Consider the following 26625-nt stretch of genomic DNA (forward strand, 5'->3'; position numbering starts at 1 on the left):
GCACCCGGATTTCAAGAAAATGGGGGGCGATGCTTTGCCGCTCAATCAACCGGACAAGCCCGCCATCAACTCGATAAACCGATCCACCTCGTCAGCCGTATTATAGTGACACAAGCCCACCCGAACGAGACCGCCCCGTTCCATCAGTCGGAGGCGTGAGACTGGCTCGACCCCGTAAAAATGGCCCGCCCAAGCGTGGACGCCCTGCTTAGCGAGAAATTGCGCGACAGCTTTTGGTTCATATCCCTCGATCGTGAAAGCGAAAGTTGGCACACGATCTTGCATGGAAGGAGGGCCATAGAGCCGGACCTTATTTTGCTTCCGCAAACCGTCGAGCAGCCTTTCGCCCAGCGCATGTTCATAGGCGAGGCACGCGTTCATTGCGTATTTCAGGGCGGTTCGCCGGTCTGCAGGTTTGGCATCCGATACTTCGCCGCCGACCCATTCGAGATATTCGATCATGCCCAGCACACCGGCCTGTGCTTCGAACGATGGGGTACCAGTTTCCAATTTCGCCGCGGCCGGTTCATCGGGCGAGGGACGCAGTTTATAGACGGCCAAGTTTTCCAACAATTCGCGGCGGCCCCACAGCACACCCTGATGTGGGCCAAAAGACTTATACGGCGAGCAGGCCAAAAAGTCAGCACCCAGCGCCTCCACATCTGTGACAATATGCGGCACTGACTGCACGGCATCGACAAATATCAGCGCATCAGACTGCGCACGGACAATCTTCGCGATTTGCTCCACGTTACTGAGCGTTCCCAATACATTGCTCGCGCAGGCGACCGCGACTAGGCGTGTGCGCCTGGACAAAAGGCTTGGCAGCATGTCGAGGCACAGTTGGCCGTCTTGCGGATCAAAATCCAGCCATTGGACTGTAATTCTGCGATCCCGCGCAGCCAGCTTCCACGGCGTCACGTTCGCGTCATGGTCCAGCCGCGACAAGATGATCTCATCCCCGGGCTGCCATGCTCGCGCAATTGCGCGCGACAATGCCAGTGTGAGTGAGGTCATATTCGGCCCGAAAGCAATTTCTCCGGCTTCGGCATTCAGAAGGTCAGCCATTGCTTGATGCGCGGCGACACTCAGCGCATCGGTATCACGCGAGGTCTGAAAAACACCGCCCGAATTGGCCGTACCGGTCTCCAAATGCTCTATCATTCGCGCAATAGACTGTCGGCAGATTTGCGTTCCGCCGGGCGCGTCGAAATAGACGCGCGTTTGTCCATCGTCGCGCGTAGCAAGCGCCGGAAAGTTCTCGCGTACCCGTACTATCGGAAAACCTCTGGACGCTTGAGCAACGGGTTCTTGGGCACCTGACACGGAACGTAGTTTCCCTTCGAAAATGGTCAACGCAGCTAGCGCCAGCCTCGCTTCGATTACCTATTCGACCACAGGCAAGTCGATATAGGACAGATTTGCGGTATCGTGGTGAATGCTGTTGTCGGCAACAAGCGCGACGCTTTCATTTTCATTAGCGCCGCCGCTGTTGAGGTTACGCATAAATTTCGGGAAATTGGACGAGGTGATTTCGATGCGGATGCGGTGGCCTTTTCCGAATCGGATGCTGGTGGTCATCGGCGTCGGGTGGATCGTATAAACCGTGCCGGGCTCCATCATCACCTGCTTGTCAAAACCCTCACGATATCGCGCGCGCTGTATGGTATCGCCGATAATCCACGCCGTCCCATCGGGAGCAACATCGACCAGTTTCACCGCGAAATCGGTATCCTTGGCGCTAGACGACACATTCAGCACCGCATCGACAAAACCGGCAACGTCCAGCGGCATTTCCAAAGGATCGCTGGTGTAAACAAGCACATCGTTGCGGGCCTCTATGGTACGCTGATCAGCCGGTCCTGGAATAACTATTCCTCCATTACAGCAGTCACCTCCGCCAATGGTCTGAACAGGGTTAAGCGGATCGTAGCGATATTTGTCCGCCTGCTCATCTGTACCGGGCATAGCCATGCTCAGTTTGCCATCGCCGTAGAGGCTGTTGGCGTTGCCTTCACTGCTGAGATAAAAGCGTATATTAGTGGCGTTTGCGGGCGGCCATTGCTCTGCCGACTTCCACGCATTCTCGCCCATGTTGAAATATCGCACATGAGGGGTTTCAGCAGAAAATGCCTGTTTGTCGCCTTTCAGCCAGCGGTCGAACCAGCCGAATATCGCACCATCGATGTCAAAGCTGGTATCACCCATCTCGCGGCTGCCGATCACACTGTCTGGGCCGAGCTTGTTATAAGCGCAATGCACGCTCGGAGCAATTACGGCATATTGATTATCTCGTGTTTCCTTGTCTTTGCCCGCCTTACGCGCATGATTGAACAATTCCATATTGGGGCCAATTGACACATCATACCAGGAATTGAACCACAAAGCCGGAACGCCCCAACCCATATCCTCATGGTAAAGTCCGCCATCACGCCAAGCAGGATCATTTGGTGTACGTGAAATAAGTTGCTCAAAAGTGCCCTCGGGTTCGCCAAGATCCTTCATAATGTCGGCGACCGGCAAATGCGCAATCTGCTTGGACCAATCAACTTTTGGTTTGGACGCGTTCAGATCGTTATAAGAGGCGATCCGCGCGCGGGTTTTCTGGTCGAGTCCCGACGGTAGCTGAGCGCGCAGCGGGTTATCGACCCCATAAAGCCAAGGCGTGAATAAGCTGCGTGGCACGCCGCCTGTGTACCAATTCCCCTGCTCCTGAAAGCGGCCGACTTTGCCAATGCCTGCGCCCGACGCCATCGGCACCATCGCCTTATGCGCTGGGTGGTCCATCCCCGCCAGCGCGAGCTGCCATTCCGCAGACGACGAGCAGCCAAGCGTGCCGACGCTGCCGGTCGACCATTGCTGCTCGGAGAGCCACGTCAGCGTATCATAGCCATCACTTTGCGGCTTCCCCAAAATCTCATATTCGCCTTCGGAAAAATAGCGACCGCGTTCGCTTTGGACGACGAAAACATAGCCGTGCTTTACTGCCATTATAGCATAGCGCAACGTTCCACCCTTGATATCGTGTTCGCTATAGGGCGTCTTCCACAAGATCACCGGAAACGGCCCTTTGCCTTTTTTCGGTGTGTAGATATTGGTTGAAAGACCCACTCCGTCGCGCATCGGTACAAGCACCGCAAGCTGCCCATCGGCATAGGTTGCAAGCTCCGCCTTCAACGCCTCGTCGGTATATTTCGAATAATCCTGTGCCACTGCTGCAGTTGGAAAGGCAGCCATGATCGGAGCCGTCCATAGCGCCACCGCGAATATGGTCCTGATTTTCATAAGCTGATTTTTCTCCTGTTCCCGCGCATACTATTTACCTATTCTGCCACCATGACAGTAACTGCAGAAGCATTTTGCGGTGTGTGATATATGCTATGTGTCTGCACTCGGTAATCCTCAGGTCGTGCGTGGAATATATTGGCAACCCAGCTTTGCGGATTTCGGTTTATCAGCGGAAACCAGCTACTCTGCACCTGCACCGCGATCTTGTGCCCCTTCTTGAAGACGTGAGACGCGTAATGAAGATCAATGTCGTAATCGAGCACCGCGCCCGGTTGCAACGGCTCCGGATTTTCATAGCTCTGACGAAAACGCCCCCGAAACACGTCATTGGCAATCATTCTTTGTCGGCCGCGCAATTCTGCGGGCGTTTGCTCATCGGTGGGATACACATCCAGCAGTTTCACCACCCAGTCTGCATCGCTCCCGGTCGTACTGGCAAATAGCTTTGCCGCGACATTGCCGGAAATCGTGACATCAGCGGTTAGTGGCTCGCTCTCCCAGGAAAGCACGTCATTGCGGCTGGCAAAGGGTGCCTGATCATCCGCCAACCACGTTGACCACGTTGAACCCTCCGTCATGAATGGTTTCATCTCGGCGCGCTGCCGATAGGGCACCGGATTGGTTGGATCGGAAACGAACGTCGCGTACGGTGCCTCGTCTGCCTGCGGTGGTTCAAAAGATAATTTGCCGCCCGCGCGCAAATAAAGATTACGGGTCGCGGGCTGTCCTGTTGCTGTGATTTTGGCCGGCCATGAGGCAAGCCTTTGCCACTCATTGCTGCCGGTCTGGAAAACGAGCGCTTCCGGCTGATCGAAATTTCCTTCGCCTTTGAGCCAATGGCGGAACCACGGCAATTCCACCTGTGCGCGGAAATAATCTCCGGTTGCGGAGCCGAGCTCGAAAGGGCCGTAATTTGATCCTTCTCGCCGCCAGCCACCGTGGTTCCACGGGCCAACGACCAGATAGTTCAATCCCAATGTGTCGCCCCTTTCCTGATTTTTGTAAATTTCCAGCGGGCCGTAGAAATCTTCCTGATCATACCAGCCCGCGACGATCAGATTGGGCACGGCAACCTTTGGCATCATCATGTGTGATGTCCGCGAGCGTTTCCAATATTTGTCATAGGCTGGATGCTCGACGAAATTCTGCCAGCTAGGCACTTTGCGCCCCAAATGCTGCTCATCCAGTGTGGCGAGATCAGTCTGCGCCAGATACCAATCATATGCATCCTGCGTTCCGAATTCGAACGGTTGCATTGTCTTGCCGTCGGATTCGAGTGCGGTTACCCATGACCAGGCATAATCCAGCCGAAACGCGCCATTATGTGAAAAATCGTCACCGATAAACATGTCCTCGGGAGATGCCTGCGTCGATACAGCTTTCAGCGCTGGATGCGGGTCAATGGTGGCAATCGCTGCAGTCCAGCCACCATAGGATACCCCTGTCACCCCTGCCTTGCCGTTATTCCCGGGCAAGTTTTCGATAAGCCAATCGATAGTGTCATAAGTGTCGGTTGATTCGTCGATCCCATCGACCGTCGTTTTCTTGGGGCGCAGCGTGACATACTCGCCCTCTGATCCGAACCGCCCGCGAATATCCTGAAAAACAAAAATAAATTTATCGGCTGCAAGCAGGCCGTAAGAACCGTCCTTCTTGAGCGCGCCGGCAATACCCTCCTTGCTGAACCCGTAAGGGGAGCGCGACATGATGATCGGCAAATCCGTCGTTTGTTCGGCAGGGCGCCAGACTTGCGCGTGGAGCTTCACCCCGTCCCGCATCTGAATCATGACGTCTTCGCTAACATACGCGTCTGCATCGGCCTGCTCGGTAGCAGGCGGAGGGGTTTTTGCAGCCAACTGCGGCGCAAGCGATCCAGTGAGTAACGCAAGCCCCAATGCAGCACGGGAGAAGAGCTTGCCGGGGCCACGCCACAGCAGACGATAATCCTGAAACCTCATCCTGCTTCTCCTCAAGCGGCAGACTTTATCGTCCGTCCGATCTTACGCATAATTCCACTGACCATCCTGATTGGCAATCGTTTTTCATATTGGATGCCTCCTTTATGATTCTCTCCCCCTTTGGCAGCGTTAACACGAGAAAACTAGCAAACTTGACCGGTTTTCTAATTAGGATAGTATCCAAAAATTGATACACGGTGGTTTGAACATCGGATGCTGGTTTGAAGGAGGGCAACATGGTTTTGTACAAATCTGTGATTTTGGGTTTTGCTGCACTGTTTGGCAATATCCTGCTGGGGCAGGATGTTATGGCTCCGCCGACACCGCTCACACCCACAGTAGCAGAGACGACTGGGGATCTGGGCCAGACAACGCCTTCAAATCGAGAGGGTGCGAGCCTCACCAAGAGCGATCTCGATGCGTGGCTCGACGGCTATATGCCTTATGCCTTGGGTAGCGGCGATATTCCCGGTGCCGTTGTAACAGTGGTCAAGGATGGAAAAATCCTGACGGCACGCGGCTATGGCTACGCCAATGTCGAGAAGCGCACGCCGGTCATTCCCGATCAAACTCTTTTCCGGCCGGGTTCCGTCTCCAAACTCGTGACCTGGACCGCCGTGATGCAGCAAGTCGAACGAGGTAAAATTGATCTTGATGCCGATGTGAACACCTATCTTGATTTTAAGATCCCACCGCGTGGTGGAGAGCCTGTGACAATGCGAGAGTTGATGACGCACACGGCCGGTTTTGAAGAGACCGCGAAATATCTCATTACTACTGATCCGACAAAGCTGCAGCCGCTAGGTGATTATCTGAAAAAGCGGGTGCCAGAACGGATTTTTAAAGCAGGCACCACTCCGGCCTATTCCAACTGGGGAACCACCTTGGCTGGCTATATCGTCCAACGTACATCGGGCACGCCGTTCACCGATTATGTGGATCGAAATATCTTCACGCCGCTAGGTATGGACCACTCCACGTTTCGCCAGCCGCTGCCCGATAATTTGAAAAGTCAGATGGCCACCGGTTACAGCCGTGCCTCTGAAAAACCGATCGAATTCGAGATTGTCGGCCCCTTCCCTGCCGGATCGCTGTCCTCAACTGGAACCGATATGGCCCGCTTCATGCTGGCTCATCTCCAGGGCGGCGAGCTGGACGGAAACCGCATTCTGACAGCTGAGACGGCCGAACTAATGCACAATACGCCGCTTGAAATAGTCCCCCCCCTCAACCGAATGGAGCTGGGCTTTTTCGAGACGAACACCAACGGACGGCAGGTGATTGGACATCTGGGTGACTTGCAAGGGTTTCACACCTCGCTTCATCTGTTCATGAAGGAAGGCGTGGGATTTTATGTGTCCTTCAACGGTGGCGGCAGGCTGGGCGCGGTGGGCACATTGCGTAACTCCGTCTTCGAGGATTTTGCCGACCGCTATTTTCCCGGCACGCCCAAGGATGGCAAAGTCGATGCTGAAACCGCTAAAAAGCATGCCCAGATGATGGCCGGTCTCTGGCAAAACAGCCGCCGAACAGAATCGAGCTTTATGCGTGCCGTCGGCCTGTTGGGTCAAGCAACGGTGTCGGTCGACCCCAAAGGCAAATTGGTGATTCCCAGTCTGCTGGGCAAAGGCGGCGCACCCCGGCAATGGACCGAAATCGCGCCCTATGTCTGGCGGGATCAAAATAGCGAAGACCGGATTGCTGCCGTGGTCAAGGATGGCAAAGTCGTACGCTGGAGCATGGATCAAATGTCACCATTCATGGTCTTCGACCGTGTTCCAATCGGCATTTCCTCCGGCTGGCTTTTGCCAATCCTATATATAAGCCTTGGCATACTCTTCCTGACATTCATATTGTGGCCGGTTGCGGCGCTCGTTCGCCGAAAATATGCAGCCCCGATGGCTGTCACCGGCAAAACCAGAACTGCATATCGCTTAACACGCGTTTTTGCTGGTCTTGTTTTAGCGGTGTTGATCGGCTGGGTGATCGCAATCGCAGTGCTGTTAGGTGACCTAGATAATACCAATGACTCCTTTGATATCTGGTTCTGGTTGCTTCAGATCATAGGGCTCATCGCGTTCATCGGTGCAGCTATTGTAGCCGGCTGGAATGCATGGCTGACTTGGCGCGACGGCAGACGCTGGACGGCGAAACTTTGGAACACACTCATCTTCCTTGCTACGCTGATGGTGCTCTATGTCGCGTTCAAATTTGGGCTTGTCGCCATGACCGTCAATTATTGACATATATAGGTTGAGGTGCGGCCGAACGGCTTCCCGCCTCAGCCAAATTCAATAAGAACGGGCTTTCAACTCATGTTGAGAGCCCGTTCTTGTACGCGATTGCTTTTGCCCGGTTCAGCGCCCGGCTATTTCTCCCGCGCGACGTTCGCAGCTTCGAGTATCCTCAGAATATTGCCGCTCCACATTTTCTCTATGTCAATGTTGGAATACCCCGCCTTCTTGAGCCTCTCTGTGACCTTTGGCAGTGCAGTGATGTCCGCAAATCCTTTGAAGCCGCCACCTCCGTCCCAGTCTCCGCCAAAACACGTATGATCGACGCCCGCGACTTTGATGACGTGAAGTACTGCCGTCATATATTTTTCAAAGTCCACCGCCCAAAGCGGCTCGGTTTTTTCCATCGCATTCCAATCCTTGACGAACTGCGCCTGCTCGGCAGGTGACAGCGTATTTATCTCTTCCAGTGTACCAAACAGCTTGGCTTTTGCGGGCGGTAGATTCATCGGCGACAGATAAATTGTCGAAACACAGATGGCGCCGCCCGAGGCCGCAAGTTTGCGGATACGCGCGTCATCGAGATTGCGTGGAAGATCGGAAAGCGCCTTGGGGCTCGTGTGCGTAAGGATGAGCGGCGTTTTTGACAGCGCAACCATCTGGTCAAACGCAGCGTCAGAAGCATGACTGCCATCTATGACCATACCCAGACGGTTTATCTCCTTTACCCATTCGCGCCCGAGCGGGCTGAGGCCGTTCCAATTCGGGCTATCGCCCGAGGAATCGGCAAACTGGTTATTGGATGAATGCACTGGCCCCGCCATCCGTACGCCGCGTTTATAGAACTCCTGCAAAAGACCCAGATCATTGCCCAGCGGATAGCTGTTTTCCATGCTCTTGAAAGCAATCAGCTTGCCCGCCGCATTGATGCGACGTGCATCCGCGGCCGTTCGGGCAGGCAGAATTCTGTCTGCGTTCTGCGCCAGCATCGCGTCAATCTCGTCCGACCGGCCAAACGCGAAATCGCGGGCGTCGGCATAACCCTGCTCGGTCAATGGCCCCTGCGCCGTATAGATAGCAAAGAACCCGCCATCGAGGTTGCCTGCAGCCATGCGCGGGATATCAACCTGAACAATGTCATTTTCGAGCGTATGGGCATCGCCAAAACTCCACCCCTCGCGTCCGAAATGCAACGGGACGTCAAGATGGGTATCGAGCACGAGAAAGTTGCTATGCAAATTTCCGGGCTTAGAAGGCAGAGCCTGCGGGGTGCTGCAACCGGCAAGGAGAAGGCAGATCAGAAGTGATTTTCTCATGTTGAATCCCTCGCTAATTTTACGTTCATGCCGATAAACCAACCCTGCGTACATCCGTGTGCCTGTCGTTTGCGATAACAATCATTCCTGATCCTTGGACAACCCGGACAGCTGTTCTCAGGCCGCATTGTCCGTTACACTTCGACCGTTGGCGTGGCCGCATGTTGATAGAGTTTCACGATGCCGAGCGTCATCAATGGCAGAATATACACTCCGATGAATATATAGGCGAGCGCGGTATAGCCGCTGGCGATAAGAGCAATCAGACCGAAGCGATCAGCCACAAAAATACAGCCCACCAAAATCACTGCTGCAATCCCGATACGGGTACCGGAGCTGAGAGTCGTGTTGCGCCGGGCCTTAAGCACATGATCGACGCGTTCGTTGATCGAATGGATCGCGCCAACACCACTTTCTAGAAGCGCTGTAAATATCATGAATTGAAAAGCGAGCTGGAACAGCGGACTGTTCAGCTTTTCCAGCATGAAATTGGACGGAAGCGTCTCTGCTTCAATACCCGGGTAAAACGCAATCATACAGGCAAAGAACACGATCGCTGGCCACATCGCAAGCGGTCCGGCAGCAAGCCCCGCCACCACTGCATCGCGTCGGCTGCTAAGATGGCGCAAAAGCGGCAAAATAACCACAGCGCCCACGACATTGTAACTGGCATAGGTAAGACCGCCCAGCGCCCAACCGTCAGTAGGCGCAGGTATAGCGAAATGCTCTGCTATCTGATCCCCAAAACTCGTGAAGGCGAGCACCATGAAGACGGCGTAGACCAGGTAAATAAATGGAGTGGCATATTTGAATAGCCTTTCAACCGACTCATTGCCGAGCGCGGTGGCCGCGATAATCGCGAGCGCGAGCGCGAGCGTTCCCACAATGACGGGAAAGCCGAACATTACCGCGCCGATCTCACCGGCCGCCGCGCCAAATACTGCGACGACGAGAATGATGAAGAGCACATAGGCGATTTCAAAGATAACCCAGCCCGGCCCCAACAGCGCCGCGAAAAAACTGCGATAATCAAACGCTTTGAATGTCTGAGCGAAGGCAAAAGTTGCGGCACAGATGAGGCTCCAGAGAACCATTGCCATAAGCATTCCTGCCAAGCCGCCCCATGGGCCGCTGACCAGGAAAAATTCCGCAAGCTCACGTCCGGTGGCATAGCCGCCGCCGATTACAAAACCCTTGAAGGCGAAACCGGGAAGGAGAAAACGCTGGAAAAAAGTTGCTTTTGCGCCGTCTGCCCCGGTCGTCATTATTTTTCACTCAGGCAAGAAGCAATCAACGCATCGAAGGCCCGTCCTTTACGTATGGGGTCGGCCACCGGCAGGCCAAGGCGCTTGCTTTCCCTCCCCATCAGGTCCTCGGCATCCTCAAGTGAAAAGGCCGCAGTGTTCATCGCAATGCCACCACAACGAATCTCCGGGTTGGTGCGCTTGCCTAATGCGAGATTGAGGTCAATCACCTCTTCGATAGTCGGTAGCGCGAAATTGGGCAGGCCGAGAACAGTTTTGCGTCCCGGTTGGTGGCAGACGACAAATACGTCCGGCTGACTGCCGTGCAAAAGACCGAGAGACACACCAGCATAAGCGGGGTGATAAAGAGACCCCTGCCCCTCGATGATATCCCAGTGGTTATCCGCCGCGTCTGGACTGAGTATTTCCGCTGCGCCCGCCTCGAAATCGGAAATCACAGCATCCATGGGCACTCCGCCGCCGGCAATCATAATTCCGGTTTGGCCCGTGGCGCGAAAATCAGCGTCGATACCGCGCTCGGCAAAGGCCTGCGCAATAGAAAGGGCGGCATATTTTTTCCCCAGCGCACAATCGGTGCCAACCGTCAGCAGCCGCTTGCCGCTCCGCTTACGGCCTGTTCCAACGGGAATATTCGCAGGCGGTATCCGAACATCAATCAGTTTTTGCCCGGACCTTGACGCCGCCTCCCGCAATGCCGAAACATCTTTCAAACGCGCATGCAGCCCGCTGACGATGCTAAGTCCGGCATCCAACGCCTCCACCAGTGCCGGTATCCAACTTGCGGGAATGACGCCGCCGGGATTGGCCACGCCGATCACAAGCGACCGTGCGCCTGCTGCTTTTGCCTGGGTCGGGGTCATTGATGGCAGACCGACACTGACCGCGTCTTCCGCACAGGCATATTGACCCACACATTCCTCACGAGCCCAATCGCGCAAGCCGAAGGCGGTCTTGGCATAGCCCGGTTCGGTCGTATCCCCAAGAAACACCAGGTAGGGCAGCGGCAGTGTAGAGACTGATTGATGCGAGATTGAGGATGGGGCATTCATTATAATAATTCCTCAAATGAGAGGCAGTGCCGATTTTATTTCCACGTATTGCGCAGCAGGCGCTGGAAATTACCGCCGAGTACAGCCTTTATATTTTCTGCAGAATAATTACGCCGCAGCAACTCCTCTGTGAGATCGAACATTTTGAGCGGATGGTCGAAACCATCGACGTCAATCTTGTCTCGGAAGGCATAGCTGCCTTTATATGCCGCCCGCAGCATTGCGTTTTGCTCGGGTTTCATGTCGTCATAACCGTATAGATCGGAATCGGACCCGATTCCAACGTGCTCAATTGAGGTCAGTTTTACGACATGATCAATATGATCCGCGATATTGCTTATATTGGTGGGGTCGGTCTTACTGACAAATTGACGTACGCCAGCAATCCCCATGACCCCACCTTTATCACCAAGTGCCTTGATCGCTTCATCGGTCTTGCTCCGCGCATGACCGGAAATGGCACGGCAGTTACTATGCGTGAATGCGATCGGGACAGGAGATAGTTCCACGGCATCAAGCGTTGTCTGGTCGCCGCTATGCGATACGTCCACCAGCATGCCGACCTCGTTCATCGCTTTAATGATTTCAACGCCATAATCGCTAACGCCGCCATCAACACGTTCTGTGCTTCCCGATCCCAGCAAGTTTTGGCTGTTATAAGTAAGCTGCGAGCAGCGCTGCCCTACATCGTAGAAGGTTTTGACGTCCGACGCAGTACGGAAATGATCGGCATTTTGCACTCCCATGATGACGCCGATCCGGCCGGTTGCCTTTGCATGTTCCAGTTCGGCCATTGTTCCGATCAGGGCAAAAACATCGGGGCTACGGCCTGCATAACCTTGCCAGTTGGCAAAATAGGCAAGCGCATTGGTAAACGCCTCCGGCCCTCCCAGACCGAATGAGTTGTGAAATCCGGTTATCCCGCTGGCTTTGTAATCTGCAATTGCCTGTGCACTCGGCGGCCTGGTATTGGCATCAGGTGAGAAATCCATGTGCAACGGGGCCAGCATATCGATCACAAGCGCCTCGCCCACGATGTCCATGGCGCGTGTCGAATATTTGCGCGGACTTGCAGCGCTGAGACTATAATAACCGGAGTTGAGCATGGGGAATGCCAACGCTGCGCTGCCGGCGCCTGCCACAAATGACCGCCGACTCAGTCTTGCTTGCTTGCCCATTACAAAGCCTCTCATATTTATCCTGATTAGGACATTAGTTGCCTTATAAGAAAAATGTCAAAGGATTTCTTGGCATTTGCGGTGGGCTCAACCCACTGCGCAGCGAGGCTCTATGCTGCGCGCAATCCCCACAATTCACTCGGGCACCAGATATGGCCATCTGAATATTCTACTGCGGGGGAGCGATCCTTCCGGAGAAAGGTCGGACCGTCGAGATCTACCACATCACACAGCTGCCCGAGAATGAATGACGGGGCCATCGACAGGCTGCTGCCCATCATGTTTCCAACCATAACATTCAGACCCAATTCTTTGGCGCGCCGGGCAATCGCAAGCCCTTCGGTAAGACCGCCGCACTTGTCGAGCTTGATATTGATTACATCAAATCGGCCTACCAGCCCCTCCACATCGGTAAGCGAAAGGGCGCTCTCATCTGCGGCGAAGGGGATTCGTCTCTCGAACCCGTCCAGATCGCGTTCCCGCCCCCGCGCCAGCGGCTGTTCCAACAGCTTAATGTCATTCTCGAGCAGCACATCGACCAGCTCGGTGAGGCTACCGATTTCATAGCCCTGATTGGCGTCGACACCGATCCAGCAGTCCGGGCGCGCGGTTCGAACGGCGACAACGCGCGCGAAATCTACGCCGCCATCGCCCGTCAGTTTAAGCTTGAGGGCCTTAAAATCAGTCAGCGTCGCTGCTTTGTTCGCCATCACGTCAGGTTCTTGCGCGCCCAAGGTAATCGTCGTTAGAAGCGCATGGGGCGCCTCAGATAGCCCCGCGATCTCCCATACCGGCACTCCGCTAGCCTTTGCTTCCAGTTCCCAATATGCGCAATCAATCGCGTTGCGGGCCCCGCCATGCGCAAGGAGCTGTTGCAATGTGTCGCGCGTCGCACCTGCCTCAATCGCCGCTCTCACCTGTTCGATATCGGCGAGCATTTTTGTTGTGTCGTCGCCTAGATAATAAGCGCCCGCAGCCTCGCCACGGCCGATATTCTCACCATCCGATAATGTTACCAGAACGACTTCGGTTTCGGTAAATAGATGACCCGAGATGCGAAACGGCTCACGATAAGGGTATGTCTCGGTGGAAACACCGAGGGATAGTAATCCCGACATCAAAAATTTTCTTTCATAAGGGGTGGGCCTGAGTACTATCTACTTGGCCCAACCGGCGTGAACAACAGATCATCATAATCATAACTAAAGTCCGCAATCGGTGAGGCAGCTTTCATTGTCACGCGATCGACGGCTCCATCGACATCAAGCGAGAATGTCACGTAGGCAGGCTCAATCGCCTTGTCGGTCAAGCGGGTGACAAAGCTGTCATATTGATAATGCTCAAGCCGTCCATTCATACGCGGGGTAGAGGCGAAATCAATCGTCAGACCTTTCGCATCGCGTCCAACAATAATCTTGCCGTACCAAGGATCGACATACTCCCCGACATAGATATCCAAGGTCCGGGATGGTCCGACTTCCGCAGGAGCTGCCTGCTCCATTTGCTGCATGGCGAGGCCTCTTTCGACCAGTTCCGTCCGGACCGCCTCCCATTTTTCCGGCCAGCCCGCCTTTGGCGCGCCCAAATAGTGATCAATTAGTTCAAACATCATACCGCGCAGAACTTGCCCGTCTTCAGAATTTATCATGATTGCAAAACCGACATCCTTGTCGGGGATCATGGCCACGACGGTCTTGAACCCGAACACTGCGCCGCCATGGGATAAGATCTTTACACCGCGATAATCGCTCACATCCCAACCCAATGCATACGCATCGAAATTGGGCTTGGTCGCCGCCAGTAACGGGTGCGGCTCGCCAATCGGTTGTAGCACCACTGGCTTCCACATTTCTCTTGATGCCGCCTCGCTGAACAAGCGCTCGCCATTCGGCATCTTGCCATGCGCCAGCTGGATCTGCAGCCACGTAGCCATGTCGCGGGCGCTAATCGCAAGGCCGCCAGCAGGCGCCGCCGTCCGGCCCAGCTCATCGCGTTCATCAAGCATCTCCTGCTTACCCGCCCCGCGCAGACCGCCATCAAGCCGCGCATGCGGAAACGCTCGGTTTTCCGACGCAAAGCGTGGCTCGCTGGCAGCGGTGCTGTCATTCATCTCCGCCTTGGCGAAAATATGCTCTGCGATATAGTCTTCCCAAGTCTGTCCGGTCACTTCCTCGATCAGCTGTCCGGCCACCATGTAGAGAATGTTGTCATAGGCATAGCCGTATCGAAAACTGGTCTCGGGCTTAATATAGGCTAGGCGCTGCACCGCTTCCTTACGCGTCAAGTTCGTTCGCGGAACGAACAATAGATCACCCGCGCCCAGCCCTAAACCGCTGCGATGAACAAGCAAATCACGGACTGTCATCTCGCGTGTGACATAGGGATCGTACATCCGGAACCACGGCATATGGTCGATCACCTTGTCATCCCAGCCGATCCGGCCCTGATCCACCAGCAAAGCCAACCCCGCCACCGTTACCGCCTTGCCGGTTGAGCCGGTCAGGAACAGCGTTCCGTCATCGACCGGCTTTTCGCCGCCCAGCTTTCGCGTGCCATACCCTTTTACCAGCGTAACTTCACCCTGCTCCACAATTGCAACAGCCATGCCGGGCACGCCCGCCGTCTGCCGAACGTCCTCAATCCGCTCGTCAAAATTTTCCGGGGGCTTAGCCGCAACATTGCCGGCAAGTGGCACAAACAGAATGAATGCCAGCACATATTTCAAAGGGCGGTGATTATTGCTCATTTATCCATTCCCCGTTGCCCACGTTTTCTCTTGGCGCCCGCCACCCCAGTGACAGCGCTCAATTGGACCGCCTTTAGCCTAAAATGAGAATTATTCCAAATCAGATATCGATGATTGCCGCATATGACGGCCTCGACGCTCGGCGTGGCGAATATGACCTAAGCGAATCATCTTTCAACTCGCTTGGCTACAAGTTCCTACGCGCCGATCGGAAGGCGGAAGCGATACAGGTCTTCCGCTGGGCAGCTTCGCGATTTCCGGACACGTGGTTTTTCGAAGTCGAAGCGCGTCTCGACTGGCTTCACGCGGCGCTACCGCCGCGCCATGTGCGCAGCGAAGAGCAGAACAGATTTCAGCAATTTTCCACGCCCATACTGGCTTGGTTGATGGCGAAGGCATGCGGAATTGAACCGGGCGACGTCGTTCTCGAACCCTCCGCGGGAAGGCCTATTCGCCGCGCTTCTGTCCAGTGCCGCCCCGGCATAATCGGTCCGCGATGCTGGCGCCGATGATGCGGTCGATGTCGACGGGGAGAAGTCAGAATTTCAGCTGTTCGAGCACGAGGTTGCAACACCATCGGATCGAGCGGTGGCGTTCGGTGATTTAGCAGAGACTTTCACTCGCTCGACCACTGGGTCGCCCCTTTCACGGCAGAGTAACAACTCATCGTTTCGCGAAGCCATCTACGCAGCGAGCATCCGTGAAGCGGAATTGCGCTACGCCCTGCCGTCCGGGCTCCTGCGCGCGCTCATCTGGCAGGAATCGCGGTTTAGCCCGATGGCCATCAGTCCGGCGGGCGCCGCGGGCCTCGCGCAACTCATGCCCGCCACCGCGCGCTACCTGGGCGTTTCCAATCGCCACGATCCCGGAGCCAGTATCGACGGCGGCGCACGTTATCTTCGCGAAATGCTCGACAAATTCGGCGCCATCCATTTGGCTTTGGCCGCCTATAATGCTGGACCTGGCGCGGTGGCGCGTGCCAAAGGCATCCCCGGCAACAAGGAAACGCCGGGTTATGTCCAGTCCGTGCTGGCACGCTGGAAAGTGATCGTTCGGTTTTTTCGCTTATCAAAAAAGGAAGTGCGCAGATATGCCGCTTCGACCTTGTCCGATATCGCATGCGCTAAAGCCGCTTCTGCTACCTCTCCCTGATAGTTTGTTTTTTCGGCAACCCAGTCGCGAAAGGACGAACGAAACCCATGAACCGTCACGCCGATTTCCATATCCCGTAACATTTTGAGCAATGTCATATCGGACATCGACGACATGCGCTGTCGGCCAGGAAAGATCAGATCGTCCGCTTCGCAGCGAAAGCCCTGCGCCCGATCCAGAACATCGTGTGCTTGGGCGGTAGTGGGACGGCATGCTCGCGCTCCATTTTCATCCGTGAAGCTGGAAGCGTCCAAACCTTTGACCTCAGATCGACTTCCGACCACCGTGCGCCTCGAACTTCACCTGACCGTGACGCATTGAGGATCAGAAATTCTAGCGCCAATCGACCAACCGTATGGCGCTCTCGGAGATTCACTAGGAAAGTTGGAATATCTGCATAGCGCATTGCCGCGAAGTGAGCTGACTTTTTGGGTTGGCGAGGCAATCCGCGTGCAAGCGACCGCATGGGCGCTTCCGTGCTCCTGAAACCCTTGGCATAGGACCAGTCGAGCACCACGCCGATGCGTTGACGCACCCGACGTGCGGTTTCGGGCTTCTCCAGCCAAATAGGTGCCAGGACATCCCTGATTGCCGGCCCTTCGATCTCCGAAACCAGCTTGTCGCCAATGAACGGGAAGACATAGGTTTGCAGTATCGAAATCCATTGCGCTTGATGCTTACCGTTCTTCCAGGCCGCCTTATGTTCGAAATACACGAAGTTGGCGGCATCCCGGAATGTCGGAATGATGCCCTTTTCCTTTTTACGCTCGGCGACGACGTCAATCCCGGCCTTTGACTGTCGTCGGATTTCGACCGTCGTTTGCCGGGCCTCACTTAGTGACACCCGGATATGGTCCAATCCCAATGTCTCGGCGGCGACCAGCTGATTGGACCCGCACAATCCAGCTCGCCTTGCCGGACTTGTTGAGAATGAGGATTAATCCGTCACCGTCCGAGTATCGCCCCGCCGTTTTGGGATTGCGCAGCTTCACAGCAGTCAGGTTTCCCATAACTGGAACTCCTTCCGCACATTCTTTTCCACACTATGCGGGAGATGCAGTGAAACATATAGAGAACGGAAGAGAGAATGCCAAGGCCTAAAAGCGCTTATTCCCTACGCTTTTTGGATTTTCCGGAACTTTAAGAGATTGCAGTATTGGCGGAGAGGGTGGGATTCGAACCCACGGTACCCGTAAGAGCACAACAGTTTTCGAGACTGCCCCGATCGACCACTCCGGCACCTCTCCGCGAGGCGAACGGAGGCATCGGTCCGGGCGTGAGCCCCGCCTCCGTTCGGCAAGGCGCGGCCTCTAGCGCAGTCCTCCGCGCTTGCCAAGCGGATCGGTTGAATTTCCGGTGCGTTTCGCCGATATGACATCCGCAATGACCAGCAATCCCCCCTTTCGCCAAGCGCGCTTCGGCATCGGCGACGTCGTGCGCCACCGCTTCCTCGACTTTCGCGGCGTGGTGTTCGATGTCGATGCCGAGTTCTCCAACAGCGAGGACTGGTACGAGGCGATCCCGGAGAAACTGCGCCCGCCGCGGGATCAACCTTTCTACCATCTGTTCGCCGAGAACGAGGATTCGAGCTACATCGCCTATGTCAGCCAGGGCAATCTGCTGGACGATCATGATGGCGGCCCGGTCGATCACCCCGAGGTCGGCCAGTATTTCGCCGCCTGGTCGGGCGAAAGATACGCCCTCCCCGCGCACCGGCGCAACTGAGCTCCATCAGTACCGATCAACGCCGCATCAACTGCGGATTTTCCAGCCCGAACGCAGCAACAGATAGACCAGGGTCCCCGCGATCAGGTTCAGCACGAACACCACCAGCGCTCCGATCGACACCGGCGAATCGGACACGCCGAGAAAGCCGTAGCGAAACCCCGAGATAATATAGAAGAACGGGTTGGCGTGGCTGATCGCCTGGAAGCTGGGCGCCAGCCGCTCGACCGAATAGAAGGTGCCCGAGAGCAACGCGAGCGGCGCGATCACGAAATTGGTGACCGCCGCGGCATGATCGAACTTTTCCGCCCAGATCGAGGTGAACAGGCCGAGGATCGCCAGGAAGGTGGCGCCGTTGAGGCCGAACCAGAGCACCGCCCAGGGCTCGCGCACCGCCACCGAGACGCCCGGCCACAGCAGCATCGCCAGCCACACCGCGCCGCCGACCGCGCAGGCGCGCGTCACCGATCCGGCGATCAACGCGAACATCAGCTCGGCATAGCTGAGCGGCGGCAGCAGATAATCGACGATCGTGCCTTGGATCTTGCCGACCAGCAGCGAGAAGCTGGCGTTGGCGAAACTGTTCTGCAGCATGCCCATGACGATGAGGCCCGGCGCCAGGAAGTCGACGAACGGATGCCCTAGCGCGGTGCGCCCTCCACGCGCGAGCGCGACCGTGAAGATGATCAGATAGAGCAGCGTGGTGATGCCCGGCGCCCACACCGTCTGCAGTTGCACGCGCATGAAGCGGCGCACTTCCTTGACGTAGAGCGTTTTCAGGCCCGCCCAGTTGACGCCGGATATGGTCGGCACGCCGAAGCCCGGTTGCGAAGGACCGGCCTGTTTCCTAAATTCGCTGTTGGACGCCATGCGGCAATCGCCTAACGCCTGCCGCTTCCCGCCGCAACCGCCGCGCGCCCGCGCCGCCCGATACCAACGAGAAAGATTTTCATGGCCTGGACCGACGAACGGATCGATTTGCTCAAGAAGCTCTGGGAAGAGGGTCTCACCGCCAGCCAGATCGCCGAGGAACTGGGCGAGGTCAGCCGCAACGCGGTGATCGGCAAGGCGCATCGCCTCGGTCTCAAGGCGCGCCCCTCGCCGGTCAAGGCGAACGAACCCGAGAAGAACGTCGAGTCCGCGCCGGACAAAACCGACGCGCCCGCCCAGGACGAACCAGCGGCGAAGCCCGAGACCGAGACGACCGAAGCCGAGGAAAAGCCGGCACCGGAAGAACTCAAGGCCGATGGCAAACCGCAGCAAAAGATCGTCTCGATCGGCCCCGGCGGTTTCATGCGCCAGGGCCCGGGCGACCAGCAGCCGCCGATCCCGCCCGCGCCGCCGCGCCGGCTGGTGCCGGCCAAGCCGAGCCCCGAAATCGCCGACAAGACCAGCCTGCTCGAGCTTAACGAGCGCGTCTGCCGCTGGCCGATGGGCCATCCGGGCGAGGCCGATTTCCATTTTTGCGGGCAGGACGTCAATCCGGGCTTCCCTTACTGCGTGGAACATTGCGGCCGCGCCTACCAGGCGCAGCTCCCCCGAGGCGCCCGCCGCCCCCCGCCCCCGCTGCCCTTCGGCGGCCCACGGGTGCGCTGAGCGGTCCCCATTTTTACCGTCATTCCGGGCTCGACCCGGAAACGCAGTTCGGCGGAGCCAATCCAGGGCGAGATGGAACCGCCGCTGGGTCCTGGATCCCGGGTCAAGCCCGGGATGACGTTTGAAGTTTGGGCCAGCTTTGCGCGCAATTTGCAGCATTCCGAAAGTTCGCAGTGGTCACACCCACGCACCCTCGTAATTCTGCTCAACCGTGCTTTACCGTCGACGAGCCGAGGCGGTTTTGCAGCAGGCGCTCGGTGCGCCGCAGCCGTTCGAACAGGCGGTTCATGTCATAGTCGCGATATTCGGCCCGCTGCAGACCGCCGTAGAAATAAGGCACCAACTTGCCTTCCAGAATATCCGGAATGTTGGCAGCGGCGATGCGGCGGGCATGGGCGGCGTCGAGCGCGCGATCCCAGGCATCGGCGAAGCTCTCCGCTCCCGCCTTCTTGCGCAGCTTGTAGGCCGAGCGCGCGCTCTTGCCGACGCGCGCGGCCGCGTCGGATACCGACGGCCGCTGCTCCAGCGCGGCGATAAAACCGCGCTGTCGCTCCGGCGTCCAGCCGTCATGGCGCGCGCGGCAGGCGGCCGGGGTGAAGTCGATCGGGGCGGATGGGGGTGCAGGGTTCTGTTTCATTCACCAGTCTATGCCGAAAAAGACCGATGTAGGAAAGAACATTCTGAGAACATTATGACGTCCCGCGCGCATGTTTGCTCCGCAAATGTTTAGAGGGAGCCGGGTTCGGAGACGTCGAATACCAATCCCCTCACGCTAGAACTGCGGGTTCACTCCCGACGCAGAAGTGGACGAACAGGAATAAATCTTCGTAGTCCAATATAGTAGTTCCCTGCGCGGCTGCTGACTGGGCTGACCGAGGCGCGGGAGGCAAACAATGTTATATCTCTTAACGACCTCCCTACATACATATATACATGCGTTCATATAGGAGATATCGATATGACATACATCGACCCCCGGCTTGTTACCTCGCCCAAGGGGCGGGTGGAGAAGCTCGACGTGATCCATGACGGCGGCGAGGGCAAGTACGCCGTCGCCACGATGCTGTGGGACGGTGAACCAGCAATGGGCGTCCGCTGGAACGGCGGCGACCAAGGCGAGAACTTTCAGGGGCTCGGCAATCCGCAAAGCCGGGGGATCGCGACCTGGTTCATCCTTCCCGACCCTATCGCGGACCTCGTTCGGGCTCATCCCGGCGCACTCATCCCTAGCGATCCCGCGACCCGCTAGGACTGTCCAATGAGTGATGCCGAGGTTGGAAAGCCAGAGATTGTCGCGCTCGACCTGGGTCCATTGCCGGTGGGCCAGATCAATAAAGTGTTAGGGTTGAACCTAGTGGCGGCGAACGCGCATTTCTCGGTGCGCGCGCAAACCCACTCTCTCACGCGGCATCCCGAGGATTTTGAGCTATGCCGCCGCTATGTCGGCCAGATCGTCGCCAACCCCGATTATGTAGGACAAGCACCAGGCCAAACCTCCGGATTTGAATTGATCGGTGAGATTTCCGGCGAGCGGGCAATCATCCTAGTTGCGATCAAGCTCCGGGTGGACCATTCCGGTCGCTACATCGTTGCCAGCACCTATCCAATCGACAGGAACAAACTGGAGCGGCGCTTGCGAAAGGGTTTCATCACGCCGACCTAGAATCAAGAAAGCCCCGCGAGGGCGGGGCTTTCAGAAGCTATCGGCGGGGCGCCAAATTCCCGCATCCCTTCAGCTTTCGCCTACTTTGCCACTTGCGTGGCGTGTGAGGAGGCCGTTCTCACCTCAATAGCCATTAGCATTAGATAGAGATGAATTGAAAAACCGTCAACTCTCGATTGTTACATACATGTGTAGTAAAGTAGGGTGCATTGAGGCTTGGCCGAAATGCACGCGTCACTCGGTTTCGCCCCCGCGCAACGATCCGGGCGGAGACGCCCATGATTTCGTCTCGCGCCTCCACCGGCGCCAGGACGAATAGGGCCAATCGTCCATGTCGGCGACGAGCCCATGCTTGACGGGGTTATGGTGGATATAATCGACATGCGCGGCAAGATCGTCTGCGTCGGTTATCACATGCTCCCAATAGCGCCGCTGCCATATCCCGCGCTCGCCGCGCCGCCGACCGGATGCCAAATCCGCCGTTCGCGGGAGGCGGCGCGAAAAATCGCTCTTGATCCGCCGCCATCGGCCGGGGAAGTCGCTGTCCCCATCCGGCAACGTCCAGATGCAATGGAGGTGGTTCGGCAGGACACAGATGGCGACGGTTTCGAAGGGCTGGCGCCTTGCCGCATCGCGATAGGCGGCGCGCAGGTTGTCGATATGCTCGACCAAGAAGCAGGAATCGCGGCGGAGCAGGTTGACGGTGAAGAAGTAGGTTCCTCCCGGAACGAACCATCGGCGGTAGCGCGGCATGGGTTGAGTGTAGCCTCGGTTGTGCATTTCGCCAGGGCTCAATGCACCCTACATCTGTGGATATCCGCCGCGCCCCGCTTGCCAGCGCGACTCCGCTCCCCTTATACCCGCCCCCATGGCCGACGATCTTTTCGGTGCCGCGGGGGGCACCAGCAGCGACAGTGGCGGGTATGACGCCAGCTCGATCGAGGTGCTCGAGGGGCTGGAGCCGGTGCGGCGGCGGCCGGGCATGTATATCGGCGGGACCGACGAGCGCGCGCTGCACCATTTGGCGGCCGAGGTGCTCGACAATGCGATGGACGAGGCGGTGGCGGGGCATGCCAGCCGGATCGAGGTCGAGTTAGGCGAAGACAATCGTCTGACCATCACCGACAATGGCCGCGGTATTCCGGTCGATCCGCACCCCAAATATCCGGATCAGTCCGCGCTGGAGGTGATCCTCACCACGCTGCATTCGGGCGGCAAATTCTCGGACAAGGCCTATGCCACCTCGGGCGGCCTGCACGGTGTGGGCGTGTCGGTGGTTAATGCGCTGTCTTCGGAAACCGTGGTAGAAGTCGCGCGTAACAAGACGTTATACCGACAGACTTTCTCGCGGGGCGCGCCGCAGACGGGGCTGGAAAATCTCGGGGGCACGCCCAACCGGCGCGGCACCGCGATCAGCTTCGTGCCCGATGTCGAAATTTTCGGCAAGGGCGCGGCGTTTAAGCCCAAGCGGCTGTTCACGCTCGCCCGGTCCAAGGCCTATCTCTACGCCGGGGTCGAGATCCGCTGGAAATGCGCGCCGTCGCTCGCTTCCGAAGACGTGCCCGAGGAGGCGGTATTTCAGTTTCCCGGGGGACTGTCCGATCATCTTGCCGAGCAATTACAGGGGCGTGAGTGCGCCACCTCGGACTTTTTCTCGGGCAAGCAGGATTTTCCCGATGGCCAGGGCCGCGTCGAATGGGCGATCGCCTGGCCGCTCTGGTCCGAAGGCTCGGTCGACTGGTATTGCAACACCATCCCGACCCATGCCGGCGGCACGCACGAGCAGGGGCTGCGCGCCGCGCTGACCAAGGGCCTGCGCGCCTTTGCCGATCTGGCGCAGAACAAAAAGGCGGCGCAGCTGACCGCCGACGACGTGATGGGCGGATGCGAGCTGATGCTGTCCGTCTTCATCCGCGAGCCGCAGTTCCAGTCGCAGACCAAGGACCGGCTGACCTCGCCCGAAGCTGCACGCCTGGTCGAAAACGCGGTGCGCGACCATTTCGACCATTTCCTGGCCGACCATATGGAGCGCGGGCGCGCGCTGCTCGGCTTCATCCAGGAAAAGATGGAGGAGCGGCTCAAGCGCAAGGCGGAGCGCGAGGTGAAGCGCAAGACCGCCACGTCGGCTCGCAAGCTGCGGCTGCCGGGCAAGCTCACCGATTGCTCGGAGGCCGGGCCGGACGGCACCGAATTGTTCATCGTCGAGGGCGACAGCGCGGGCGGATCGGCCAAGCAGGCGCGCGACCGCAAGACCCAGGCGATCCTGCCGATCCGCGGCAAGATTTTGAACGTCGCCTCGGCCACGGTGGCGAAGATCATCGCCAATCAGGAGATCGCCGATCTGATCCAGGCGCTGGGCTGCGGCACGCGCAAGGACTGCGATGCCGACAATCTGCGCTACGAACGCGTGGTCATCATGACCGACGCGGACGTGGACGGGGCGCATATCGCCACATTGCTGATGACGTTTTTCTTCCAGGAAATGCCGGATATCGTGAAGAACGGGCATCTGTTCCTCGCGCGGCCCCCGCTCTATCGGCTGACCAGTGGCTCCACGAGCGTTTATGCCGCCAACGACGCGCATCGCAAGGAGATCGAGGCGGGCGTTTTCAAGGGCAAGAAGGTCGAGGTCGGCCGGTTCAAGGGGCTCGGCGAGATGAACCCGTCGCAGCTGCGCGAGACGACGATGGACCCCAAGAGCCGCTCGATGATCCGCATCACGCTCCCCACCGAATATGAGCAGCGCGCGGGCGTGACGCAGCTGGTCGACCGGCTGATGGGCAAGCGCCCCGAGGAGCGCTTCGCCTTCATCCAGGAAAATGCCGCCAGTCTGGAAGAGGATGCGATCGATGCGTGATGCCGCCGTGAAATTTATCTACGTCTTCGCTCTGCTGACGATCGGATTTGCCATGCCGGCCCAGGCTCAGGACGTGCAGCCCAGCCCCGCCTTTACCCAACGCGCGGGCGAGTTGGCCGCGATCGTCAACGGCTCCGGCGACATGGAGGATTTCTTCGCGCCGAGCTTCCTGGCGCAGGTGCCGCGCGCGCAGATGGCGGCGCTCAGCGCGCAGATCGTGGCGCAGCAGGGGCAGGCCGGCGAAGCGAGCGCGTATCGGATGAGCACGCCTTATCAGGGCCAGTTCGATCTCAAATTCGACAAAGCGATCGGCGAGGTGCGCATGACGGTGAACGCCGATGCGCCCAACCAGGTCATCGGCCTGCTTATCACCGGTTTTCGCACCGACAATGACAGCATCGCGGCGGTGAAGGCGGCGTTCGCGGCGCTGCCCGGCCGCAAGGGCTTCACCATCGCGCATCTGACCGACCAGGGGCCGGTGACGGTGGCCGATTACAACGGGTCTCAGCTGCTCGGCCTCGGCTCCAGCTTCAAACTCTATATCCTAGCCGAACTGGCCGACGAGATCGTGGCGGGCGAGCGGCAATGGTCCGATGTCGTCACGCTCGATCGCAAAAGCTTTCCGAGCGGCGTCATGCAGAGCTGGCCGCCCGGATCGCCGGTGACGCTGGCCACGCTGGCCACGCAGATGATATCGATCAGCGACAACAGCGCGGCGGACATGCTGCTGCACGTGCTGGGCCGCGAGCGGGTCGAGGCCCGGCTCGCCAAGATCGGGCATAGCGATCCGGCGGCGATCCTGCCGTTCCTGAGCACGGTCGAGGCGTTCGCGCTCAAGATGGACGGCAATGCCGATCTGCGCGCGCGCTTCATGGCGGCGAGTGAGGCGCAGCAGCGCGACCTATTGGCGCAGAACCAGGGCAAGCTCACGCTGGGCAATATCGACATCACCCAGTTGGCCGGCGCGCCGCGCTTCGTCGAGCAGATCGAATGGCCCGCCGCGCCGCATGACGTGGTGGCGCTGCTCGATCATCTGCGCGTGGTGGACGCGCCGCTCGCGCGGCAGATCATGGCGGTGAACCCCGGCCTCGGCGCCGCCGACTCGGGCCGCTGGGACTATCTCGGCTTCAAGGGCGGATCGGAGCCCGGCGTAATGCACTTCGCCTGGCTCGCCTGCACCGCCAATGAGGATTGCTATGCGGTGGTCGGCGGCTGGACCGATCCGGACAAGGATATCGACAAGCAAAAATTCACCATGCTGATGAGCCGCCTGCTGGCGCTGGCGCATCCGGAGGCGGAATAGCCCTGCTTAGCCGGTCAGCGCGGCGACCAGCGCCTTGACCTTGGCCTGGCGCCATTGCGGCAGCGGGGCGAGCAGCCAGTAGCGGCGACGCGCGGGCTCGGCTTCGGTCCAGTCCATGCCCGCCGCCTCTGCCAGCAGGCGCGGCACGCGGGCGCGGCCGAGGCCCTTTTTCGCGGCTTCGAGCGCAAGTCCCGCATCGGCGACGGACAGCCGGATGTCGCCGCCATGGCCGCCTTCCCAGCAGATGCGCTCGCCAGCGCCGACCCACACCGCCTCGGCCTTGCCCAGCGCCACGCCTTCGGCTTCGTCGGGCTCGGCGGCGTAGCGCAGGGCGAGATCGACATTGGCCTCGGTGAAATCGAGCGGCTCGTCGGCGGCGATCAGCTGGAAGCGGAAATCGCCATCGGTTGCGGCATAGGCGGCGAGGCGTGGGAGCAACCAATAGCGGCTGATGTCGCGCGGCGCGGCGATGGTGAGCCGCTTGGAGCTCTGCCCCTGCCGCATCGCGCGCACGCTGTCCTCGAACTGCAGGAAACCCGCCCGCAGCGCATCGAGCCCGCGCGCGCCCTCCGGCGTCAGCTCGAGACCCTTGGGCGTGCGGCGGAACAAAACGACGCCGAGCGTGTCCTCCAGCGCGCGGATCTGCTGGCCGACGGCGGCGGGCGTCACCGCCAGCTCGTCGGCGGCGCGGGTAAAGCTGAGGTGACGCGCGGCGGCATCGAGCACGCGCAGGCCGTTGAGCGGGAGCAGGGTGCGTTTCATGGGTTTGCCCTACACCCTCCACACACCCCGTCATTCCAGCGAAAGCTGGAATCCAGGGTCCCACAGGGCGACGGCTGCTCTGCAACCGCCCTGGATCCCGGCTTTCGCCGGGATGACGAATTGGGGTGGCGGGTAGCGCTCACCGTGCCCTCGCCGGGGCTTCCAGCGGGAACATCGGGACCAACGCCAAGATCGGGTCCGGTCCCTCGCCCGCCATCATATAATGGCCGCGCATCGATCCGTCGGGCGTGGGCAGCGGGCAGCCGCTGACATAGTCATGCGCGCCGCCGGGCTGGATGATCGGCTGTTCGCCGACCACGCCCGCGCCCTCGACCGGCGTGACGAGGCCCATGCCGTCGGTAATCTCCCAATGGCGCGTGAGCAGCTGCACCGGCCCGGCGCGGTGGTTTTCGATGCGGATATGATAGGCCCAGAACCAGCGATTATGCTCGGGGCTGGACTGTTCCTCGAGATAGCTGACCGAAACGCGCACGGTGATGCCGTCGCTGGTCTCCTGATAGGGAAACATCCGC

The 26625-nt window shown here is 58.4% G+C and carries 24 protein-coding genes and 1 tRNA gene; 8 read left to right on the top strand and 17 right to left on the bottom strand.

The window, feature by feature from the left end; genetic code table 11:
• Window positions 1-45: 45 nt before the first annotated feature.
• The 3 genes from ACOQPC_RS10085 to ACOQPC_RS10095 are packed head-to-tail and all read right to left on the bottom strand — an operon-like array spanning window position 46 to window position 5246.
• A complete protein-coding gene (locus tag ACOQPC_RS10085; RefSeq protein ID WP_420605604.1) occupies window positions 46-1356 on the bottom strand; it encodes a cysteine desulfurase-like protein in 1311 nt (436 codons plus the stop codon).
• A 30-nt stretch (window positions 1357-1386) separates the two neighbouring features.
• On the bottom strand, window positions 1387-3285 hold the full coding sequence (locus tag ACOQPC_RS10090) for a CocE/NonD family hydrolase (protein ID WP_420605605.1): 1899 nt from the start codon (window positions 3283-3285) through the stop codon (window positions 1387-1389).
• Between the two features lie 38 nt (window positions 3286-3323).
• A complete protein-coding gene (locus tag ACOQPC_RS10095; protein WP_420605606.1) occupies window positions 3324-5246 on the bottom strand; it encodes a CocE/NonD family hydrolase in 1923 nt (640 codons plus the stop codon).
• A 236-nt stretch (window positions 5247-5482) separates the two neighbouring features.
• Between ACOQPC_RS10095 and ACOQPC_RS10100 the strand changes: the two genes are divergently transcribed.
• Entirely contained in the window at window positions 5483-7489 is a 2007-nt protein-coding gene (locus ACOQPC_RS10100) for a serine hydrolase (protein WP_420605607.1), read from the top strand.
• Window positions 7490-7614: 125 nt separating this feature from the next.
• Here the strand turns inward: ACOQPC_RS10100 and ACOQPC_RS10105 are convergent, their stop codons facing one another.
• The 6 genes from ACOQPC_RS10105 to ACOQPC_RS10130 form a co-directional block, all read right to left on the bottom strand.
• Window positions 7615-8796 carry a dipeptidase gene (locus tag ACOQPC_RS10105; RefSeq protein ID WP_420605608.1) on the bottom strand — a complete coding sequence of 394 codons (1182 nt, stop codon included), beginning with the start codon at window positions 8794-8796 and terminating at the stop codon, window positions 7615-7617.
• A 134-nt stretch (window positions 8797-8930) separates the two neighbouring features.
• On the bottom strand, window positions 8931-10061 hold the full coding sequence (locus ACOQPC_RS10110; RefSeq protein ID WP_420605609.1) for a hypothetical protein: 1131 nt from the start codon (window positions 10059-10061) through the stop codon (window positions 8931-8933).
• Window positions 10061-11110: a DUF1611 domain-containing protein gene (locus ACOQPC_RS10115; RefSeq protein ID WP_420605610.1), complete on the bottom strand. Its 1050-nt coding sequence runs from the start codon at window positions 11108-11110 to the stop codon at window positions 10061-10063. The genes ACOQPC_RS10110 and ACOQPC_RS10115 overlap by 1 nt, the downstream gene beginning before the upstream one ends.
• A gap of 35 nt (window positions 11111-11145) precedes the next feature.
• Window positions 11146-12288 (bottom strand): dipeptidase, encoded by a 1143-nt coding sequence (locus ACOQPC_RS10120; RefSeq protein ID WP_420605611.1) that lies wholly within the window; start codon window positions 12286-12288, stop codon window positions 11146-11148.
• A 110-nt stretch (window positions 12289-12398) separates the two neighbouring features.
• Complete coding sequence (locus ACOQPC_RS10125; protein ID WP_420605612.1) at window positions 12399-13406, bottom strand: dipeptide epimerase; 1008 nt, start codon at window positions 13404-13406, stop codon at window positions 12399-12401.
• Window positions 13407-13441: 35 nt separating this feature from the next.
• Window positions 13442-15034, bottom strand: a complete 1593-nt coding sequence (locus ACOQPC_RS10130; RefSeq protein WP_420605613.1) for a serine hydrolase — start codon at window positions 15032-15034, stop codon at window positions 13442-13444.
• A 588-nt stretch (window positions 15035-15622) separates the two neighbouring features.
• On the opposite strand from ACOQPC_RS10130, the gene ACOQPC_RS10135 reads away from it, so the two are divergent.
• Window positions 15623-16186: a lytic transglycosylase domain-containing protein gene (locus tag ACOQPC_RS10135; RefSeq protein ID WP_420605614.1), complete on the top strand. Its 564-nt coding sequence runs from the start codon at window positions 15623-15625 to the stop codon at window positions 16184-16186.
• A 136-nt stretch (window positions 16187-16322) separates the two neighbouring features.
• Here the strand turns inward: ACOQPC_RS10135 and ACOQPC_RS10140 are convergent, their stop codons facing one another.
• The 3 genes from ACOQPC_RS10140 to ACOQPC_RS10150 all read right to left on the bottom strand — a co-directional run bounded on the left by ACOQPC_RS10140 (window position 16323) and on the right by ACOQPC_RS10150 (window position 17433).
• A complete protein-coding gene (locus tag ACOQPC_RS10140) occupies window positions 16323-17087 on the bottom strand; it encodes a tyrosine-type recombinase/integrase (RefSeq protein ID WP_420605615.1) in 765 nt (254 codons plus the stop codon).
• Entirely contained in the window at window positions 17017-17196 is a 180-nt protein-coding gene (locus ACOQPC_RS10145) for an Arm DNA-binding domain-containing protein (protein WP_420605616.1), read from the bottom strand. Before ACOQPC_RS10145 ends, ACOQPC_RS10140 begins: the two co-directional genes overlap by 71 nt.
• Before the next feature lie 147 nt (window positions 17197-17343).
• Window positions 17344-17433, bottom strand: a tRNA-Ser gene (locus ACOQPC_RS10150).
• 136 nt (window positions 17434-17569) lie between these two features.
• Here ACOQPC_RS10150 and hspQ point away from each other — a divergent pair.
• The gene (gene hspQ / locus ACOQPC_RS10155) at window positions 17570-17911 is read left to right on the top strand and encodes a heat shock protein HspQ (protein WP_420605617.1); all 342 of its coding nucleotides are present in this window, start codon (window positions 17570-17572) and stop codon (window positions 17909-17911) included.
• 27 nt (window positions 17912-17938) lie between these two features.
• Here the strand turns inward: hspQ and ACOQPC_RS10160 are convergent, their stop codons facing one another.
• Window positions 17939-18781 (bottom strand): ABC transporter permease, encoded by an 843-nt coding sequence (locus ACOQPC_RS10160; protein WP_420605618.1) that lies wholly within the window; start codon window positions 18779-18781, stop codon window positions 17939-17941.
• A gap of 81 nt (window positions 18782-18862) precedes the next feature.
• Between ACOQPC_RS10160 and ACOQPC_RS10165 the strand changes: the two genes are divergently transcribed.
• Window positions 18863-19507 carry a GcrA family cell cycle regulator gene (locus ACOQPC_RS10165; RefSeq protein ID WP_420605619.1) on the top strand — a complete coding sequence of 215 codons (645 nt, stop codon included), beginning with the start codon at window positions 18863-18865 and terminating at the stop codon, window positions 19505-19507.
• Window positions 19508-19712: 205 nt separating this feature from the next.
• On the opposite strand, the gene ACOQPC_RS10170 is transcribed toward ACOQPC_RS10165, so the two are convergent.
• Window positions 19713-20144: a hypothetical protein gene (locus tag ACOQPC_RS10170; protein ID WP_420605620.1), complete on the bottom strand. Its 432-nt coding sequence runs from the start codon at window positions 20142-20144 to the stop codon at window positions 19713-19715.
• 321 nt (window positions 20145-20465) lie between these two features.
• Here ACOQPC_RS10170 and ACOQPC_RS10175 point away from each other — a divergent pair, with 321 nt between their 5' ends.
• Both ACOQPC_RS10175 and ACOQPC_RS10180 read left to right on the top strand, forming a co-directional pair.
• Window positions 20466-20756 carry a hypothetical protein gene (locus ACOQPC_RS10175; protein WP_420605621.1) on the top strand — a complete coding sequence of 97 codons (291 nt, stop codon included), beginning with the start codon at window positions 20466-20468 and terminating at the stop codon, window positions 20754-20756.
• Between the two features lie 9 nt (window positions 20757-20765).
• Window positions 20766-21170, top strand: a complete 405-nt coding sequence (locus ACOQPC_RS10180; RefSeq protein WP_420605622.1) for a hypothetical protein — start codon at window positions 20766-20768, stop codon at window positions 21168-21170.
• Window positions 21171-21404: 234 nt separating this feature from the next.
• Here ACOQPC_RS10180 and ACOQPC_RS10185 read toward each other — a convergent pair whose 3' ends face one another.
• Entirely contained in the window at window positions 21405-21923 is a 519-nt protein-coding gene (locus ACOQPC_RS10185) for an REP-associated tyrosine transposase (protein ID WP_420605623.1), read from the bottom strand.
• A 115-nt stretch (window positions 21924-22038) separates the two neighbouring features.
• On the opposite strand from ACOQPC_RS10185, the gene parE reads away from it, so the two are divergent.
• Both parE and ACOQPC_RS10195 read left to right on the top strand, forming a co-directional pair.
• Window positions 22039-24027: a DNA topoisomerase IV subunit B gene (parE, locus tag ACOQPC_RS10190; protein ID WP_420605624.1), complete on the top strand. Its 1989-nt coding sequence runs from the start codon at window positions 22039-22041 to the stop codon at window positions 24025-24027.
• Window positions 24020-25330, top strand: a complete 1311-nt coding sequence (locus tag ACOQPC_RS10195; protein WP_420605625.1) for a serine hydrolase — start codon at window positions 24020-24022, stop codon at window positions 25328-25330. The genes parE and ACOQPC_RS10195 overlap by 8 nt, the downstream gene beginning before the upstream one ends.
• A gap of 6 nt (window positions 25331-25336) precedes the next feature.
• Here the strand turns inward: ACOQPC_RS10195 and ACOQPC_RS10200 are convergent, their stop codons facing one another.
• Together ACOQPC_RS10200 and apaG are read right to left on the bottom strand one after the other, a co-directional pair.
• Window positions 25337-26092, bottom strand: a complete 756-nt coding sequence (locus ACOQPC_RS10200) for a LysR family transcriptional regulator (RefSeq protein ID WP_420605626.1) — start codon at window positions 26090-26092, stop codon at window positions 25337-25339.
• Between the two features lie 139 nt (window positions 26093-26231).
• Window positions 26232-26621 (bottom strand): Co2+/Mg2+ efflux protein ApaG, encoded by a 390-nt coding sequence (gene apaG, locus ACOQPC_RS10205; protein WP_420608119.1) that lies wholly within the window; start codon window positions 26619-26621, stop codon window positions 26232-26234.
• Window positions 26622-26625: the final 4 nt, after the last annotated feature.

The sequence above is a fragment of the Novosphingopyxis sp. genome, from assembly GCF_965218915.1.
In the GTDB taxonomy this organism is placed as follows: Bacteria; Pseudomonadota; Alphaproteobacteria; order Sphingomonadales; family Sphingomonadaceae; genus Novosphingopyxis.

Excerpts from the sequence above, each read along its gene's own strand:
- apaG (WP_420608119.1), bottom strand. The coding sequence starts at position 26,621 with ATGTTTCCCTATCAGGAGACCAGCGACGGCATCACCGTGCGCGTTTCG.
- ACOQPC_RS10165 (WP_420605619.1), top strand. The coding sequence starts at position 18,863 with ATGGCCTGGACCGACGAACGGATCGATTTGCTCAAGAAGCTCTGGGAA.
- hspQ (WP_420605617.1), top strand. The coding sequence starts at position 17,570 with ATGACCAGCAATCCCCCCTTTCGCCAAGCGCGCTTCGGCATCGGCGAC.
- ACOQPC_RS10100 (WP_420605607.1), top strand. The coding sequence starts at position 5,483 with ATGGTTTTGTACAAATCTGTGATTTTGGGTTTTGCTGCACTGTTTGGC.
- ACOQPC_RS10090 (WP_420605605.1), bottom strand. The coding sequence starts at position 3,285 with ATGAAAATCAGGACCATATTCGCGGTGGCGCTATGGACGGCTCCGATC.
- ACOQPC_RS10115 (WP_420605610.1), bottom strand. The coding sequence starts at position 11,110 with ATGAATGCCCCATCCTCAATCTCGCATCAATCAGTCTCTACACTGCCG.
- ACOQPC_RS10195 (WP_420605625.1), top strand. The coding sequence starts at position 24,020 with ATGCGTGATGCCGCCGTGAAATTTATCTACGTCTTCGCTCTGCTGACG.
- ACOQPC_RS10120 (WP_420605611.1), bottom strand. The coding sequence starts at position 12,288 with ATGGGCAAGCAAGCAAGACTGAGTCGGCGGTCATTTGTGGCAGGCGCC.
- ACOQPC_RS10180 (WP_420605622.1), top strand. The coding sequence starts at position 20,766 with ATGAGTGATGCCGAGGTTGGAAAGCCAGAGATTGTCGCGCTCGACCTG.
- ACOQPC_RS10110 (WP_420605609.1), bottom strand. The coding sequence starts at position 10,061 with ATGACGACCGGGGCAGACGGCGCAAAAGCAACTTTTTTCCAGCGTTTT.
- ACOQPC_RS10175 (WP_420605621.1), top strand. The coding sequence starts at position 20,466 with ATGACATACATCGACCCCCGGCTTGTTACCTCGCCCAAGGGGCGGGTG.
- ACOQPC_RS10125 (WP_420605612.1), bottom strand. The coding sequence starts at position 13,406 with ATGTCGGGATTACTATCCCTCGGTGTTTCCACCGAGACATACCCTTAT.
- ACOQPC_RS10160 (WP_420605618.1), bottom strand. The coding sequence starts at position 18,781 with ATGGCGTCCAACAGCGAATTTAGGAAACAGGCCGGTCCTTCGCAACCG.
- ACOQPC_RS10130 (WP_420605613.1), bottom strand. The coding sequence starts at position 15,034 with ATGAGCAATAATCACCGCCCTTTGAAATATGTGCTGGCATTCATTCTG.
- ACOQPC_RS10095 (WP_420605606.1), bottom strand. The coding sequence starts at position 5,246 with ATGAGGTTTCAGGATTATCGTCTGCTGTGGCGTGGCCCCGGCAAGCTC.
- ACOQPC_RS10170 (WP_420605620.1), bottom strand. The coding sequence starts at position 20,144 with ATGAAACAGAACCCTGCACCCCCATCCGCCCCGATCGACTTCACCCCG.
- ACOQPC_RS10200 (WP_420605626.1), bottom strand. The coding sequence starts at position 26,092 with ATGAAACGCACCCTGCTCCCGCTCAACGGCCTGCGCGTGCTCGATGCC.
- parE (WP_420605624.1), top strand. The coding sequence starts at position 22,039 with ATGGCCGACGATCTTTTCGGTGCCGCGGGGGGCACCAGCAGCGACAGT.
- ACOQPC_RS10185 (WP_420605623.1), bottom strand. The coding sequence starts at position 21,923 with ATGCCGCGCTACCGCCGATGGTTCGTTCCGGGAGGAACCTACTTCTTC.
- ACOQPC_RS10105 (WP_420605608.1), bottom strand. The coding sequence starts at position 8,796 with ATGAGAAAATCACTTCTGATCTGCCTTCTCCTTGCCGGTTGCAGCACC.
- ACOQPC_RS10145 (WP_420605616.1), bottom strand. The coding sequence starts at position 17,196 with ATGGGAAACCTGACTGCTGTGAAGCTGCGCAATCCCAAAACGGCGGGG.